The organism is Bacillus sp. CR71 (genome assembly GCF_003429245.1).
Taxonomy (GTDB): Bacteria; Bacillota; Bacilli; order Bacillales; family Bacillaceae_G; genus Bacillus_A; species Bacillus_A thuringiensis_S.
On the sequence record NZ_CP031748.1, the window covers coordinates 3,960,418 to 3,978,015 of the forward strand.

Genomic DNA, 17,598 nt, shown 5'->3' on the forward strand with positions numbered 1-17,598 from the left:
AAATTCATTAACTTTTATGACACTAACTAAAAACACATGTTTCACTAATCTTCCTCTCACTATTATTGATAACTATTATCAATAATATTAAAACATAAAATAAAAATTTAAACAATAATTTTAAATACAAATTTAAAATTATTGTTTAAAAAAATACAAAAAAATTATAGAATTCTTCATTTCGAGAATTACTATATTTTCAATTACTTATTACAGCCTATATTCAGATACATTATTTCCTTTCCATTCATAATAATCTAAAATTCCTTCATAAATGGCTTCTGCTGCAATTTGTCTGCCATCTTCCGTAGATAATTTACTGTAATCAATACCATTATCTATAAACGCCAGTTCCGTCAACACAGCTGGCATGTCATTTTCCCTTATTACATGAAGGTCTCCATGTTTAACTCCTCTGTCTCGTGTTTGAAGTGCCTCTACTAAACGTGTTTGAATTTTTTCTGCTAAAACACGACTTTCTTCCACATGAGGATTTGTTTTTTCGGATTTAGAAGATTTATAGTAATATGTTTCTGTCCCTTTTGCATTACCATTAAAAGCATTTGCATGTACGCTTATAAAGATATCACCCTGATTTTTCTTAGCAAATTTAACACGTTCCTGTAAAGAACTTTTTTGATCATGCCCCGGTCTATTATCAGATTGACGAGTTAATAAAACTGTAAATGGTGTATGCTTTTCAAGTAATTGTTGTAGACGTAAAGAAGTGTCTAGTACAATCTTACTTTCAGGTAATCCCTTTGTGGATTTCCCAGGATCTTCGCCACCATGTCCAGGATCAATAATGATTGTTTTGCTTTCTAATGGGTTTTGGGGACGATGTTGCATCATATCTGTTTTTGCAGTAAGTTGAGCAGCTTCAGCACGTGTTATAAATCTATTTGGTTGCCAACCGTTCTCAGTACCATTGGAAATTTTCAAACCGATTAAAATATTGGCATATTTTTCTCCCCAATGCCCTTTTAAATCTTCAAATTTAACCTGCTCATTATGATTTGCTGCGCTTTGTAGTTTATATGCATTTACTAGCATCGTAGCCATAGCAGCACGAGTTACTTTTCCGGATGGATTGAAGATTCCATTTCCCTCACCTTTAACAATACCAGCTTTTTCAGCAGCAGCAATATACGGAGTAGCCCAGTGGTTTTGTGAATCTGTAAATGATGGTTTTGCATTAGAGTCAATTTGTATACCTAAAACTTTTGTCATAATTTTTGTAGCCGAAGCTCTGTCTAATGAGTCATTTGAACCGAACGTTCCGTCTGGATAGCCATTCAATACCTGTTTATCAACTAAATAATTAACGGATTTGTCCGCCCATGCAGGAACATCTGGGAACTTATGAGTATTTGCAAATGTATTAGATGAGTAGGTTAATAGACTTCCAGCAAGAATTCCTGTAGCAATTAATTTGTATTTCAAAATGTAACACCTCTATCAAATTATTACAATTTGGTAAATATATCATTTATAATTAATCTTTAAATAATACGACCTTGAATAAAGAATAGATTAAGTTGTTTATATTAATATATATCAGATAATAAATTTAAAATCGAATTATTGCTCCAAAAATAATCCTCGGACATACACTTATAGATAAAGATTATTAAATATACTCACCAACATTGTGTAACTAGTATAGTTACTTATACATACGAGTGTCAATTAAAATAACCTTACAATTTTGTAAGATAATCACCTTAATAGTAAATCAAGTAATTATTAAATAATATAAATAGTTACTAGATATAATAAAATAACACTCTTAAATTTTGAACAAAAACTAATTATTTTGATAGGAAAATAACTTATAACACCCACATTGTTAACAATGCTTTTGAATCCTACTTTACTCTATAATTCTCTGTTATATCCCAACGTGAATGCTCCTATAATATAGTCAATTGCTGCAATGAATATATTCCCTCAAAAAACATCTCCAGAAGCCATCGAAAGTAGCCTTTATTAATACACCTACACAATCCATCTTTTCACTCCCCTAAGACATCCTCAAATTTTACAAGGAATGAAAAAAGAAGAGGGATACCTTCCCTCTTCACTAAAAAAATTAAAAAACACCTTAATTTATATCCCCTGCCTTTTACAATCTCACGTCTATTGATAGCCCGTTTAATTCTTCAATTCTATTTTCATAGATTCATGTATTCTTCTAAAGTCTGCTTTTGTCCATATATATTTTCAGCAATATCTCCTACATAGCGAATATGCCAAGGTTCATATGCATAACCTGTAATACTTTCCTTCCCCTTAGGATAACGAATGATAAACCCTGCACGATGCGCGTTTTCTTTCAGCCATTTTCCTTCCTTCGTATTAGCAAAAGATAGCTCTAATTCATTGTTCGCACTTTTAGAAGAAACATCCATTGTTAACCCTGTTTGATGTTCGCTATGTCCTGGTTTTGCCGAGAAGCGATCCGTATGCTCTTGTCCTTTTCTTTTCACATTGTTCGCATACAGTCGTTGTTGATAGTCATAGGAACGAAATCCCGAAACAGCATTTAACTGAATCCCCTCCTGCTTTGCTAAATCAAATAACTTTTCCAGTGCTTCTGCCGCCTCTTTACGGAGGTGGCTCTTTTCTACCGTTCCACTAAATGAGAATGGTACATTTGGTACAACTAAATCCTCTGGTTTATAGTCTTCGGGTAATCCATATTCCTTATTAACTACAGCCTGTATACTAGCAAAAGAACTTTCATTGTATTTTGATTGCCCTTTTCCTCTACTATCTTTCTCTTTATTTATGGAGTTTTCACGAGATTCATAGTTCGTCTTATCTGGTTCTTTACCAATAGATTGATTGGTGTAAATTATAAAAATACCTAACATCATAATTACACAACTGAAAATCCCTACTAATTTAAGTCTCATTATTCATTTCCTTCCTGCAACTCTTACTGTTTCTCGTTCATAATATCTCAACCATATCAAATTCATATTAATTTGAAGTGAACTTTTGTTCTTAACATATTTCTTAATAGAAAGACTGTATATCCTTCTATTTGTTTGACATCATTAAGATGCTCACAAATATAAATAAATTCTATGGCTACATATAGATAAAAAATCTAAAAATTTATATAATGAGATTAGAAGTGTAGCATATTATTGTTGAAGGGTCTTGGTATAATGCTAGGCATTAATGTAAAAAAAACAAATGAAGAGTTAATTATTTCATGGCAATTGGCGGAGATTACAATTCCATTACGTGATGTGATTGAGGTTACCGAAGATGCTACCTATGCTGGTGTTGAAGACGTAGATGTAATACGTATTGGAGCAGCTTATGGGACAACAGACCGTATTTTAATTAAAACAGTAAAACAAAATTATATATTATTTACTACAAATAAAGTTGCTATTTTAAATGCCATTCAGACTTAAATATAGGAGTTTTCTTGGCTAAAATGATAAAAATAAGCACATCTTGTTATAAAAACAGATGTGCTTATTTTTAATTTCTATGCATTTTTACGTTTTAAGAAAATCACTCCACCAACAATTAACAGTAATGCTCCTGCAGCCATAGAGATCCAACTTGTAAGATTAGTACCTGTTTGTGGTAACCATCCAATTTTAGATTGGATTTCTTTCTTAGGTTGTGGTTGTTCTTTTACTTGCTCGTTAGGTTGCTCTGGTGTTGGAGTATTTTCATCCGAATTCGGCTGTTCTGGTTTAGGTTGTTCCGGCTTTACCTCTTTAAATTTCACTGTTTGTCCCTTATCTTCAATTTCAGCGTGAATAGCTATTAATATATTATCTTGATACAGTTCTTCAAATACTACTACTTCTTTACCTTGTAATGCAGAAGCATTACATGTGAAATCTAGTATGATAGAACCATTCTTCTCTTTAGCAGTAAACTTAGATTCTACTGTTACCTCTTTACCATCAACTAATAATGGCTTGTTTGTTGCTTTATCCATTAGTTTACCTTTTACAACGTACTCTTTACCCACGATTAAGTCTTTGTATTCCACTTTATCTTGGATTGTTACAGATTTAGAAGCGTCTAACTCTTTAGAACCATCAGCTTTATTTGTAGCTGTCGTTTTAATAGAAGGTTCTACAAACCGAACTGTTTGACCTACATCATTAATGTCAGCATGAGTTGCAATTACTTGACCTTCATGTAATAAGTCTTCAAACACGACTACTTCTCTTCCTTGCTGTTCAGCACCAACAAAAGTAAAGTCTAATGTTACAAAACCGTTCTTTTCTTTTGCAGTAAACTTCGTTTCAGCTGTTACTTCTTTTCCATCAATTAATAATGGTTTGTTAATAGCTTTGTTCATAAGTTTACCTTTTACAGTGTACTCTTTACCTACAACTAAGTTAGTATACTCCACTTTGTCTTGAATAGTGATAGAATCCTTTGAATGAATCTCTTTTCCACCATCAGCTTTGTTTGTAGCTGTCGTTTTTACTGATGGCTTAACGAACTTAACTGTTTGACCTTTATCATTGATATCAGCATGTGTCGTAACAACTTTTCCGTCTTTCAGTAACTCTTCGAATACTACTACTTCTTTTTCTTCTAAACCAGTTGCATCAAAAGTAAAATCTAGTGTAATAAAACCATTTGCTTCTGTTGGTGTAAACTTCGTTTCAGCAGTTACTTCTTTACCATTTACAACTAATGGTTTATTAGTCTCTTTATTCATTAATTTACCTTTTACAGTGTACTCTTTACCTACTTGTAGATCTTTGTATTCCACTTTATCTTGGATTGTTACAGACTTAGACGTGTGCATTTCTTTTGTACCATCTGTTTTATCAGTAGCTGTTGTTTTTATTGAAGGAATCTTTTCATCTTTGACAATGTGTTTAATGATTTGACCATTCTCTTTAATTTCAAAAGAGAACGTTTCTTCATTTAATACATAACCTTTTGGTGCAACAGTTTCTTTATATGTGTATTTTCCAAATGGTAACTTTTCAAATTTAGCGATTCCTTTATCGTCTGTTTTTCCTTTTACTACTTCTTTTCCTGCTTCGTTATAAATCGTAAATTCTGCATTTGGAAGCTTGTTATTTCCATCAGCTACATCTACCTTTGTAATTTCTAGATCACCTTTGATAAGATGATTAACTGCCAATAACTCAATAATCTTTCCATGTTCCTTTATTTCGAACATAATTGGTTCTTTAACAAGAACATAACCATTTGGAGAAGCCTTTTCTACAAATGAATATTTACCATACGCTAAATCTTTGACGTTAATCTCACCATTTTTATCTGTTTTATATTCACCAATTACTTTTCCACTTGCATCTTTTAGCTCGAATTCTGCACCTTCTAATTTTTTACTAACATCTTCATTATCCACTTTAAGTAATTTTACACTACCTTTTACTTCTGTATTTTCCACTGTAAAAGTAAGTGTTTTATTGTGCTCTTTAATTTCAAAAGGATACTTTGTTTTATTTCCAATATATCCATTAGGTGTTTGTGTCTCTAAGAAATAATATTTACCATACGTAAGACCTTCAACGTTTGCAATTCCATTTTCTTTTGTTACTACTTTTTTCACTTCTTTACCATCTTCAGTGAAGACTGTGAATTCAACATTTGGTAAAACCTTTCCTGAATCACTAAGCTTTTTAATTTCGATGTTACCTTTTACTTTGTTATTTACTATTTGGACAGCTCCTGTTTCTCCTGTCTTAACTTCAATAGTTTGTGGTTTATCATCTGAAACATAGCCTGTTGGTGCTTTAATTTCTTTTAATGTGTAAGTACCAATTGGTAAGTTGTTTAATTCTGCTATACCATCAGCACCAGTCGTGATTTTTCCAACTGATTCATTATTTGCATTAAAGACCTCAAATACTGCATCAGCTAAAACTTCTCCATTTTCTCCAACCTTTTTAATTTTTAAAGAACCAGCTGCTTCCCAATTTACTGCAAGATCACTACTAAGCTTTTCTTCATTTCTTTCTAATAGTACTGTAGCATTCTGAACAGTATCCGTACCACGGTAAGCAATTGCTTGAACTTTTGTTAAGTTTGCAGCAACACTTAGATTAAATTCACCTGTTTTAGTATTTTTAGGAATTTGGATACGGAATTTCTCTCCAACTGAAAGTTGATCTTTCACTTCACCATTTTCACTAACAATTTTTACTCCATTAGGTGCATTTTTTGCTACTACTTTATAAGAACCACCCTTAGCATTTGTTTGTACTGAATATAGATTTGTTTCGAAGAATTCACCCTTTAATTCTGCTTTTTGCTTTTCAGCAGGAATCACATTCATAAAAACATCTTGAGTCTCCTCACTATTATTAGCATTACTAATAATAGCCTTAGCTGCTTTTTCAACATTTTTATTCTCATGTTTTAATTCATTTACATCAAGTTGACCTAATGCATTCCAAACTGCAAGCTGAGTTGCGTAGTGTGCCTCATTCTGATTAGCTACTCCCAACTGCTGAACACTTTTTTGCGGGAAACCGTTTAATAGGAGCCTATATACTACATTATCTGTTTTCCCCATTTCAGGAAGATCTTCACCATTTGGTGATTTTAGTCCAAGAGTTAAGCAATAAGCAATTTGACCACTTGAATTTTTAATCATTTCAGTTCGAATGTGCTTTCCTAAACTATTACTATAACTCCAGTTCATTGAATATTTCTCGTGCGTCATAACCTCTGCACTAGCCCTAGGTAAAAATACATTAAGGAATAATGCCAGTACTGATAATAATGTAAAAACTCTTATAATGACTCTCTTACCCAATTTTGTAACCTCCCTAGAATAAATTAATCCGAGTATATATCGCAATATCTAAAACATTCACGATCGACCCGATTATCATTATAAAACAATAAATTACAAATATTAAATAATTTTAATGAAATAGTCAAAAAATTTACACATTTTATTATTTATCAAGTTTTTTAACGAATTTACTATATACAAATTCTAAAACACGCCTACAATTTAAAAGACAAATATGTATGTTAAATATATAAATAGCAATTCCTTTGCTCCAGTTATTAATCTTCTATTAACCTTCCCCTTATTAAAAATAGCCTTTTCATTTTCTTGTTAATCCGAGTAATTTATACACCTCTTTTAATCTATTAATTCTCTATTACGCTCCTTCATTGAGATATAAGGGTGACTCTTCATTCAAAGAATAAAGTAAAACTTTATTCAGCCCGATCCCCATCTAACTTCTCTGCTTTGAGCCTTACTGCCCACAAATAGCAGGATACATTATGCAACATTGCATTTGATAATCATTTTTAATGTAACTATAATGATTACAGGAATGCTATTAGTCCAATATTCTACATGGAGGTTTTATTATGTTTAAAAAAATTATTGTATCTTCTATGGCGCTTACTATGTTCGGTGGAGCTGCAACTATGCTAGAGGCACCTACTGCTCAAGCAGCTTCTTATAACTCAACATCATCCTCTTACTTTGATGTCACTCCTGAAGAGGCCGTGGCTTTCTATCAATCTCAAGACTATAAAAAATTAAAAGTATTTTTGGATGACTTTGAAGCTAGAAACCCTTATGCCCCAGGTGGAGGCTACGCTCAAGGTAGTGTACGTATGCAAAAATTCAACGATGCTCTTAGAGATGCCAAATTAACAAATGTCTACCAAGAATTTATTAGAATCTCTTACTACAATCATTATCCAGAACCAAAATAATCACAACGGATAAAGTGAAACTTTAATCAGTGGGGGTTTTGTTCATCCCCCACTGATTATTAGTTGAACCAATCGGGCATTTACTGGCAGCCCGACCCCCACCTAACTTCTTTGCTTCCGCTGAATTTTGAGGTGGGAGTCTTACTGCCAGTTAATGCGGGATTAAATGTTTATTATTTCTATAACTTAGCCTAATTTTAAATGTATAACCTAAAAATAATTACTAAAAACCACTCATATAAGAGTGGTTTTTCTATTTCCCCATATAATTTAGCTGAATGTTACATCATCTTTATTTTAATATCTTTTATAGTAGACATTCTCTCGTTGACACAAACTAGTAGATTAGCAATGAAAATATCAAAATATATTTATAGGTAGTTGGAAGTAATTGTTTTCTGTTTAATAGCAAAAAAGAGCACCCTCTCACAATTAGATAAGGTGCTCGTTTTCATTTTTATCGGTAATTCTCAATTCAATTTAGCTTCTTTCCAATAAGTAAAGATTAAATTAACTTAAAAACAAAGCGTTTTAAATTTAATTCATAGATCTTACTGAAACTTGGAATTGCCCCTTAGAACCATCATCATTTGAAACGTAAATTTTATATGTTCCATTCGGTAATGGAGATAAAGCATTCCGTACATTTGTAACATTAATTTGTTGTTCTCCAGGTTTTATATAACCACCAACAATTAGCTCTGTATTTGGACCTTTTACACTATATCCCATTGTATTTTGACCATTATTTTTCATAGAGAAGCTTAAGTCAGTACTCCCATCATATACGAAAGAAGTTTCAGCCTCGCCACTATAATCCATTGTTTGGGTTAATAATAAGTCTGCAGAAACATGTTCAACTACATGAATTGGATCATTCGTTTTGTGTACTTCTTCAGCATAAGTATTATTCCCTAACACACCAAGTGTTAATGCTGAAACTACTCCACAACTAAGCACTAGTTTATTTAACTTCATTTTAAGTTCCCCCTTGATGTTTGTATTCTATTACCATCATACATCCTTTTCCAAGTGCGTTTTTATGTAATAATTCATATCTATAAAACTATATATCTTAACTTTTTGTATTAACAGTTATTGAGAACCCCACATAGATAAAGCTACAATATTACGCTTCATAAAAAACATGTAAATTTTAAAGTCTTTTTCTAACAAAGTTTTATACGAGTAAGTACCAAAATACTCACATAAATAGCATTTCTATTTCAGATAAAATGTACTAATAAAATTTTTCTAAAATTTCACTTTGTAATTTGATATATTCCATGTTAATATAACGGAGGCTACAAAACAGAAGTCACCACGCATATCATTTTCACAGAATATTCATACTTTAAAAACCTTATTTTATCAGTAACTAAATCCCGATTTTACCCATACAAAAGTTAGTTGATAATTTCATATGTACATAAATTTAAATAGATTTTTTCTATTTTCCTTATCAATTTTAATACGAGTAATATAACAGCATGTTTTTCAAGTACCCTTCCTTTTTTAGACAAAAAGTCTACTAATACTAAACATCTATGTCCAACTCATACATAATTCTACTTACAAACTATCGGAGATGCAAAACTATGGGAATTTCTACTCTTTTATTAAATACCTTTATTATAATAATTTGTATCCTTAGCTATCACGTATTTTGGCTAGAGTTTAAAGAAAAAACAACATGTAATAATATGTTATTTTCTATCCTTTCCTCCATTGCTATTATTTTTTGTATGACTTTTCCTTTTCATTTACATGTGGGATTTATTTATGATTTACGTTTTATTCCTATTATATTAGTTTTTCTATATGGAAATACAAAAAACATTATTTTTATAGGAATTTTATATCTTTCTTATCGGTTTTACTTAGGCGGAAATGGCGTTCTTCCATCATTTATTATCTTCACTATTATTTTTGGTATAACAATGCTCTTTCGTTACCTATTACCTATGTATATTAAAGAAAAAAAAGTATTATTAAGCTTACTCCTTATTTTAGTATGTACAACTTCACTTTCTATTTGCGGTATTGTAACTCAAATAAATACAGGAGGGAAAATAGACTCTACTCTCATAGAATTTTTATTAAATTATATAGTCATTAATATTTTCACAGTATTATTATCAGTTTATTTAATAGAGGGAATGATTGAGAAATATAAAATGGAAGAAAAACTGCAACGGGCTGAAAAATTTTATATAGCTAGCGAACTAGCGGCGTCAATTGCACACGAAATCCACAATCCACTAACCACGGTACATGGATTCACTCAATTATTAAATGAAAAACATGCCTCTAAGCTATCTCAGGATCAATACTTAGAAATCATGTTAATTGAAATGCAGCAAATACAATCTACTATTAATAACTATTTATCTTTAACCAAACCACAGAACACCCTAAAAGAGAAAATAGATATTAATCACATTTTAAATCAGGTGAAAGATACTATTTCACCACTCGCTCTATCATACAAAGTTGAAATCAAACAAAACAGTACAGATTCCTTTTATATAAATGGGGACCCCGAAAAATTCAAACTCTGTCTAAACAACATCATCCAAAACGGAATTGAGGCTATGAAAAATGGTGGATTATTACAAATAAATATACAAAAAGTAAAAGGAAATATCATAATTGATATTATTGATTCAGGAATTGGGATGTCATCTCAACAAATAAAACGAATTGCTTTGCCATTCTATTCAACAACAGAAAAAGGAACTGGGCTTGGTACTATGATTGCTTATAGTATTATTAGAGAATTAAACGGAGATATAGAGATAGAGAGTGAATTAGGTAAAGGGACACGCTTTTCTATTAGTATCCCTTGCCAATGTGATAAAAATTTTCTGTTTAGTTAATTATATAAATGAATTTTAAGAATCCCGCTAGCTAGCTTACTTATTAATTATCTTAAATTTATAAAATAATAAGGGTCAGAGCTTATCTATTGTTACAGATACACTCTGATCCTTTAGTTTAATTACAGTAAACGCACTTAATATTTATAACTTTTCTTACATCTGGATGAAATAATAGTTTATCTCTTTTACTAATTAGATTTGTTTAATGTAAATATAGCATCTCTCGACACTTAATTTGTTATTATCGTTAGGGACATTTCCTACAGTTGTTTTTTCATTAAAGTACAGACCTTGTGCCGTTCATTGAAAAAGACAACTCCCCTTTTACTACTTTACTTCCACCGTATAATTCCCTGTTCCACCACCATACTGATACACATGTAAATAATACTTCCCTGGATACGTGTAGTAACTACCTACTAGTTTATTCCCTTGTTGCTGAGCATACGTAACATAATTATTTAAATCTGCTTCAGAATAAAGTACCCAGTTCATTCCGATATTATTTTCATTCGTTACGTTAATTTGAAGATTTTTAGCAGTCTCCACATTAATTTCAAAGAAATCACTTGTATCTCCATTTCCTAAACTAGCACGTAAAACTTGATTTAACTGCAGTTTGTTTGCTGTTTGGAATGAGTTATTCGGTTCTTTTTCTAAACTGTTATCTTCTTTCTTTTGAACAGTTACAGTCGCTGTAGCAGTATTAGTTGCTCCTTTATCGTCTGTTACTGTTAATTTCGCTGTATACGCTCCTTCTTTTGTATATACGTGAGTTGGATTTTGCTCATTACTTACAGTACCGTCTCCAAACTCCCATTTATATGAAGTAATTTTCCCGTCTTCATCTTTTGATGCGTCGCTTTTAAATGAAATTGCTTCATTCACATTTCCACTATACGGACCGTTTATAACCGCAACTGGCGCTTTATTCTCTGCACCTTCTTCTGTATTAATACCGTGGAACACAACATCATATTCAAATTGTCCTGATGCATTCACGCGATAATTTACGAAGTATGCTGTTACCGTTTTATAGCCTGTCCATTCTTTTGCGCTTAAACGTTTTAACGTATCATTAACGTTTTGTGTAATTATTTTCCAATCTTCATATTCTCCTTTTGCTGCAGTTCCTGTATATGTTCCTTGTAGTGTGAATGTATTAAAGAACTTTGATTTATTTTTCTTCACTGATACATTTTTCAATTTTGCTTCCGCCGTTATTTCTGCCGCAATATCTGAAACTGGTTTCGGTGCATGATTTGCTAAATAATCGTCTGATACTAATGGTACGTTATATTTCTCACGATTATCAAATAGCATTTGCATATAATCTTGATATTCTTTATTTAAATTCGCATCTTTACTTAATGTAGAGCGATATGCATCATATGCTGTTACATCATTTTTCCTAATAAGATCATGTATTTTATCAAACATATCATATCTCTTATTGTACATATACGATTGTAAAGCAAAGGAATAATTATAGAAATCCCATGTTCCATACTTTGCATTTAACGTTCGCTCTGCCGTATAACGCTCTGCTGGGTTTGAAGATAATCCTCCTATAATACTCTTTCTCGGTACAACATTATCCGTTCTCGTTGCCCCTGCAAAAAATTCAGCATTCCCTTCTTCAAACCAAGATAATCTTTCATTTTCATATATTTTCCCTTGACCCCATAACCCTGGTACTTCATATCTACCTTGTAAATAATGCGTGAACTCGTGTCGGAATAATTCTTCTAAACTATAAATACTTTCTTCTGGCGTACGCTCATAAGTAAAGAACGTACCTGTTCCTTCTATATAAAGACCACCGTTATTCGTTTCATATCCGTACAATTGACGATTAAACTGATATTCTGCTGGGCTATTATAAATAACCATCGTTAATACATCATCAGGATTTCCTTTTTCTAAAGGTTGATCACTTTCAACCGTACGATGGAATTGTGCCTTCACTTCTTTTGCCGCCCAATATAAACGTTTTACTTTTTCTTCTGTCACTTTATCTCCAGCTTTTAAAACAATTGCCCCATCATCAAACATATACGTTTTTGGCAAATATTTTTTCTTTCCATCTTCTCTTATTTGATCTAAATTCACCACTTTACCATTTGCATCTTTTCCGCCATAATTCGTCGCGATTTGCTCAGCAGCTACGAAATATTGCTCCCCTAAATACGGATAAATTTTCATCGCATCTGTTACAACTTGTAATCCTTTCGTTCCTGTACTATGGAACGAACCGAGCCTACCTGTATAATAAATGCCATTATTAATAAGCCAACCGTTTTTTGCGGTAATCGTTCCCATTAATGCAAAACGACTTAGTTCATTAATATAACTATCTATTTTCTGATACCATACTGTATCTTTCGGTGCTTTCCTCGTATCGTACAAATACGATTGAATGTCGTAATCAACACCTTGCATAATATCGTAAATAGCATTTCCAGCTGAAAGATTATCTACTAATGTAGAGAAATTATCATTATATTGTTTAAAAATCTTTGCAGCCGATGTTATCGTTTCCACATCACTCGAAGCGTTTCCTATTAACTTTCCGTATGATGATACCACTCTATTTTGCTCTAATGTACCCAGCTTGAAATTTGAATTGTTAGCTATCGCTTTTAATGCAGGTAAGCATTTATCATGATAACTCCGTTCATTTAATTTACTAAGTTCCGAATTATAAAATCCTAAATAAAATCCTGAACGTAATACCTCTACTAATGTCTCAATCCCTTTTGAATCATCCTTCGTATAGGCTTGTCCTTGCTGCTTCAATTTATCAATAATCGCCTGCATTCTACTATCATTTTGATAGAATGCTAGACTGTCTGTATTAAACTGAAATAGCCCCGTAATTTGCTCCCAATCAATGGTTATAAGTAAATCTACTAACTGCTGATTGCTTAATTGATTTAATTCAGCAATTGTATAAGTTTTCGCTACAGCTAATTGCTTACTTTCCTTTTTTACCTCAGGCGGTCTTTGTGATAAATCAGCAAATTGTATCCTTTGCTCAAAAGACTTGCTTTCGAGCAATTTCGATGAATGAGCTAATTCTTGTACTGGTAGTTGTACACCGACTGGCTCCATTTTGAGTACATTTCGATAAGAAACTTGCTCTCCCTTAGTATCTTCTGCCAAACTTACCCCTTGAAAACTCCCTAACATTAAACTAGCAAAACTTACCCCTACTAACATTTTTTTTGAATAGCCTTTCATACTCTCCCCTACCTTACATTTTTAGTGTCCCGCTCCATTATTTTACTATTTTTACTTTTTGTCCTGTATTGAGAAAAAATAAGGGAACGTTCACATATGTATCCTTGCTGCGCAAAATTAGCACTTGACTTTATGTGCGTTTTATATCAAAAAAGATAGATAATAGCAAAATTCCTGCTACATCTATCCTCGTTTTCAACACTATGATTTTAACTTTATAAACGTAACTTCCGGTAATGTTTGCATATACTGAATAAACTCATTCTTTTCTTCTGACGATATATTTTTCAGTTGCATCCCTACCTTATAAACAGTTTCTGTACCTTGCTGTGAAGCCTCCACCTCATATGAAACTATTGGAATGCCTTTCACTTGTAGCGTTTCTACTATTTGTTGTACCGCTTCATGTTTATTTATACACATTTGCACCGTTATATTTTGTGGAAATAAAAATTGCACCTTAAAAATACGACTCACAATTTCTAAACCAATTAAAACGAGAATCGTCGCTCCAATCCCTACTACATACATTCCCGCTCCAATTGCTAATCCTATGCCGGCAGTAGCCCATAAACCAGCCGCGGTCGTTAATCCTTTCACCGCCTGCTTTTGAATAATAATTGTGCCTGCACCTAAAAAACCAACTCCACTAACGACTTGTGCTGCAATCCGACTTGGGTCTAGAGACGTATGCTCTTCATACACAATATCTGAAAAGGCATATTTCGAAACAACCATTATTAACGCACTTCCTACCGCTACGAGGAAATGAGTCTTTAATCCAGCTTCTTTCGATCGAATTTCTCTTTCAATACCAATCATTGCTCCTAACAAGCCAGCAACACCGATTCGTATAATAAAATCAAAATCTACACTCACGGGCACTTCCCCCTTTCATTCATTATAGATAGATAAAACAAAAATTATCACAAACATCCATTTATCAACATGAAGGAATACCACTAAAATACACTTAATACTCCGACCATTTTATGTTAATATTTAAAATATTAACATAAAATAAATAACTTCTAATTTTAAATCTTCACTAATTTTCTAAAAAATCAAAGGTGAATTACATGAAATTAGGTTGAGAAACTTAAGAAAACGCTTTCATTTTGTGTCATAATTTTTTTATAAATACTACATAAACAAAGGAGCTTACTAACAATGAACGTCTCGTTACTTATACCTACTACTGATTTACAAGAAGAATACTTAGATTTCTATATCGAATGGAAAGATAGCGGTGAAACAATGATCCCGTGGGTTATCTCAAAAAATCCTGCTAACTTCCCAGCTATGGTTCAAGAACTTCTCGATGCGCATAACGGAATAAATATCCCTGAAACTTGGGTACCAGATTCTACATATTGGCTCGTTACAAATAATAATAGAATTGTCGGAGCTGTTAATATACGTCATAGTTTAACTGAACATCTATTTAACGCTGGCGGTCATATCGGTTATGGCATTCGCCCTTCTGAAAGAAGAAAAGGTTATGCTACGAAATTACTAGCATTATCATTAGAAAAAACGAAGGAATTAGACATCACGAAAGTACTTGTCGTTTGCGACGCAGTGAATACCGCTTCTGAAAAAACGATTTTACATAACGGCGGGCTTCGTGATGATGATTTCACTGAGGAAGATGGGAATGTAGTAAGAAGATATTGGATTGAGCTATGAATGATCACAAATAAGCGAGAAAGTGATTATACACTTTCTCGCTTATTTTACACTGCTTCTATTTCAAACTGCACTGTAATACCACTTGGATCTACTACCGTAAACCCATTTGTAGTTTCATTTATTTCATGTTGTTTTTCTATTAATCTTTCTTTCACTGCATCTAACGCTTCTTTATGCGGTAGTACAATTGTATATACCTTTAGTCCAGTTGCATGTACTGGTGGGTGTGGATTATTTACTCCGTTCCACGTATTTGCACCGATATGGTGATGATATCCTCCTGCAGAAATGAATAAGCAGTCATCTTCACGTTGTTGCACTTCAAACCCTACTGTCTCTACATAAAACTCTTGTGATTTCTCTACATCAGCTATTCGTAAATGTACGTGCCCAACGACAGTATTAGCAGGTAATCCATCAGCCTCATAATCAACGAGTGTTGCCAGCTCTTTTAAATCTAGTGGCGTACTTCCTCCTGGTCCTTCTCCCCATTGATCACGCGGACGGTCTGCATAAATTTCAATACCATTCCCCTCTAGATCTTGCAAATAAAACGCTTCGCTATATGTATGATCACTTGCACTGTTAAACCTTGAGATTGGTAAAATTTCATTTGAATATGTATAACGCCCTTCTTGCTCAGCTGGGCTGTCAATTACATTCTTATTACGAAGAACCCCAAATAGCGCAGAAGCAAAAGCTTCACGAGTCGGAACTAAAAAGGCTACATGATATATACCAGTCGTACGCGGTTCTTGCAGTACCCCGTCCTCTATCTTTTCAAGAACAAGTAATGTATTCTTACTACCTTTTCCTGCTAAATATGCTTTATTCCCCTCTTGCTTAATTACCTCTAATCCTACAACATTCTCATAAAAAGCAATTTGACGCTCTAAATCTTTCACTTTAAATTCAACATGACCAATACGTGTTTTCGGATGAATTCGTACCATGAATAACTTCATCTCCTTATCCCTATATTTTACCATTACATATAACCGTTACTATGAAGGATACAACTAAAATCATCCTATGTAAATAAGAAAAGTCAGAATTTACATGCATTTTTATTTTCATAATAAAAAAAGCCTCCTTTTCTAACTTTCAGAAAAGGGGGCTTTTTAACGCTTATCTCATTTTATGTACTTCAGCAACTAGCTTTCCACCCTGAATGCCCATATAAAGCTTCACAGGTGCATCATTCGTATTTTCAAATACTAAATCTAAATATGGATATGCAATTGTAGCATCTCTTCCTTGAGGAACATAACCTACCGTTTTAGAATGTGTAGTTCTCTCCACCATTTTCAGGCCAGCTTGATCTGCTGCATTGTATAAAGTTGAAGATGTTTGGCAAACACCACCACCGTATCCATCTACTAATTTACCATCAACTATTTCTTTCCCTAATTGATATCCTTTGTCTGGTGTTGTATCACCGATTAATGAATTAAAAGAGAAACGGTCTCCTTTTGCTAACACAACTCCATTTATACTCGCTGCTGACAAACGAATATTCTCAATACGGCCACCTGTTGAACCGCCTAAGTTCGTTTCATATCTACCAATTACCGTACCATTTCCTTGCGCATCACTTAATGTTGCGACTGGTTTTTTCTCCACGATCGGCAACTGATACGTAGCATCCCACATACCCACATTTAACAATTTATCTACTAATTCTTTTTCCATTAATTCATAAGAAGGTTTTCCTTCTTGCCAACTTCCATCAGGTGCTATACGTGAAGGAACCATTTTTTTGTCGACGCTTTTTCCAACCTCACCAACAACCTTTGTTACAGACTTTTTAAATTTCGCTTCATCTTCAAAATAGCCTAAACCAGATAAATCTAATTTTTTCACTTCAGTACCAGTTCGACCATCAACTAAACTAATAGTATCCTGCACTTCTGCTTTAGCCTCTACAGTGTGCCCACCAATATCACTTACCAATGCAACATCACTTACTTTTGTACCACAGCCACTCACTACAGCTACACATAACACCCCAACTAATATACCCTTTACTTTACGGAACAATATACTCTCTCCCTTTCCCCAA

General features: G+C 33.0%; 12 protein-coding genes. 4 read left to right on the forward strand and 8 right to left on the reverse strand.

Going from position 1 to position 17,598, the window contains the following annotated elements; genetic code table 11:
- Positions 1–210 precede the first annotated feature (210 nt).
- Both DOS87_RS19800 and DOS87_RS19805 read right to left on the reverse strand, forming a co-directional pair.
- Positions 211–1,443 carry an N-acetylmuramoyl-L-alanine amidase gene (locus DOS87_RS19800; RefSeq protein WP_000875666.1) on the reverse strand — a complete coding sequence of 411 codons (1,233 nt, stop codon included), beginning with the start codon at positions 1,441–1,443 and terminating at the stop codon, positions 211–213.
- Positions 1,444–2,174: 731 nt separating this feature from the next.
- Entirely contained in the window at positions 2,175–2,918 is a 744-nt protein-coding gene (locus tag DOS87_RS19805; protein WP_208730118.1) for a M15 family metallopeptidase, read from the reverse strand.
- 258 nt (positions 2,919–3,176) lie between these two features.
- Between DOS87_RS19805 and DOS87_RS19810 the strand changes: the two genes are divergently transcribed.
- Entirely contained in the window at positions 3,177–3,431 is a 255-nt protein-coding gene (locus DOS87_RS19810; protein ID WP_000900690.1) for a SunI/YnzG family protein, read from the forward strand.
- Positions 3,432–3,508: 77 nt separating this feature from the next.
- Here the strand turns inward: DOS87_RS19810 and DOS87_RS19815 are convergent, their stop codons facing one another.
- Positions 3,509–6,790 carry a VaFE repeat-containing surface-anchored protein gene (locus DOS87_RS19815; protein WP_000520175.1) on the reverse strand — a complete coding sequence of 1,094 codons (3,282 nt, stop codon included), beginning with the start codon at positions 6,788–6,790 and terminating at the stop codon, positions 3,509–3,511.
- Positions 6,791–7,365: 575 nt separating this feature from the next.
- On the opposite strand from DOS87_RS19815, the gene DOS87_RS19820 reads away from it, so the two are divergent.
- Positions 7,366–7,719 carry a hypothetical protein gene (locus tag DOS87_RS19820; RefSeq protein ID WP_000473481.1) on the forward strand — a complete coding sequence of 118 codons (354 nt, stop codon included), beginning with the start codon at positions 7,366–7,368 and terminating at the stop codon, positions 7,717–7,719.
- 537 nt (positions 7,720–8,256) lie between these two features.
- On the opposite strand, the gene DOS87_RS19825 is transcribed toward DOS87_RS19820, so the two are convergent.
- Positions 8,257–8,697: a hypothetical protein gene (locus DOS87_RS19825; RefSeq protein WP_000773517.1), complete on the reverse strand. Its 441-nt coding sequence runs from the start codon at positions 8,695–8,697 to the stop codon at positions 8,257–8,259.
- 620 nt (positions 8,698–9,317) lie between these two features.
- Between DOS87_RS19825 and DOS87_RS19830 the strand changes: the two genes are divergently transcribed.
- Entirely contained in the window at positions 9,318–10,598 is a 1,281-nt protein-coding gene (locus DOS87_RS19830; protein WP_000513024.1) for a sensor histidine kinase, read from the forward strand.
- Positions 10,599–10,928: 330 nt separating this feature from the next.
- Here the strand turns inward: DOS87_RS19830 and colA are convergent, their stop codons facing one another.
- Both colA and DOS87_RS19840 read right to left on the reverse strand, forming a co-directional pair.
- Positions 10,929–13,844 carry a collagenase ColA gene (gene colA, locus DOS87_RS19835; RefSeq protein ID WP_000679516.1) on the reverse strand — a complete coding sequence of 972 codons (2,916 nt, stop codon included), beginning with the start codon at positions 13,842–13,844 and terminating at the stop codon, positions 10,929–10,931.
- 201 nt (positions 13,845–14,045) lie between these two features.
- Entirely contained in the window at positions 14,046–14,723 is a 678-nt protein-coding gene (locus DOS87_RS19840) for an MgtC/SapB family protein (protein WP_000109726.1), read from the reverse strand.
- 291 nt (positions 14,724–15,014) lie between these two features.
- Here DOS87_RS19840 and DOS87_RS19845 point away from each other — a divergent pair, with 291 nt between their 5' ends.
- Positions 15,015–15,533 carry a GNAT family N-acetyltransferase gene (locus DOS87_RS19845; RefSeq protein WP_098578227.1) on the forward strand — a complete coding sequence of 173 codons (519 nt, stop codon included), beginning with the start codon at positions 15,015–15,017 and terminating at the stop codon, positions 15,531–15,533.
- 47 nt (positions 15,534–15,580) lie between these two features.
- Here the strand turns inward: DOS87_RS19845 and DOS87_RS19850 are convergent, their stop codons facing one another.
- Entirely contained in the window at positions 15,581–16,489 is a 909-nt protein-coding gene (locus DOS87_RS19850) for a VOC family protein (RefSeq protein ID WP_000251641.1), read from the reverse strand.
- 175 nt (positions 16,490–16,664) lie between these two features.
- Entirely contained in the window at positions 16,665–17,576 is a 912-nt protein-coding gene (locus DOS87_RS19855; RefSeq protein ID WP_000488994.1) for a VanW family protein, read from the reverse strand.
- Between the last annotated feature and the right edge of the window lie 22 nt (positions 17,577–17,598).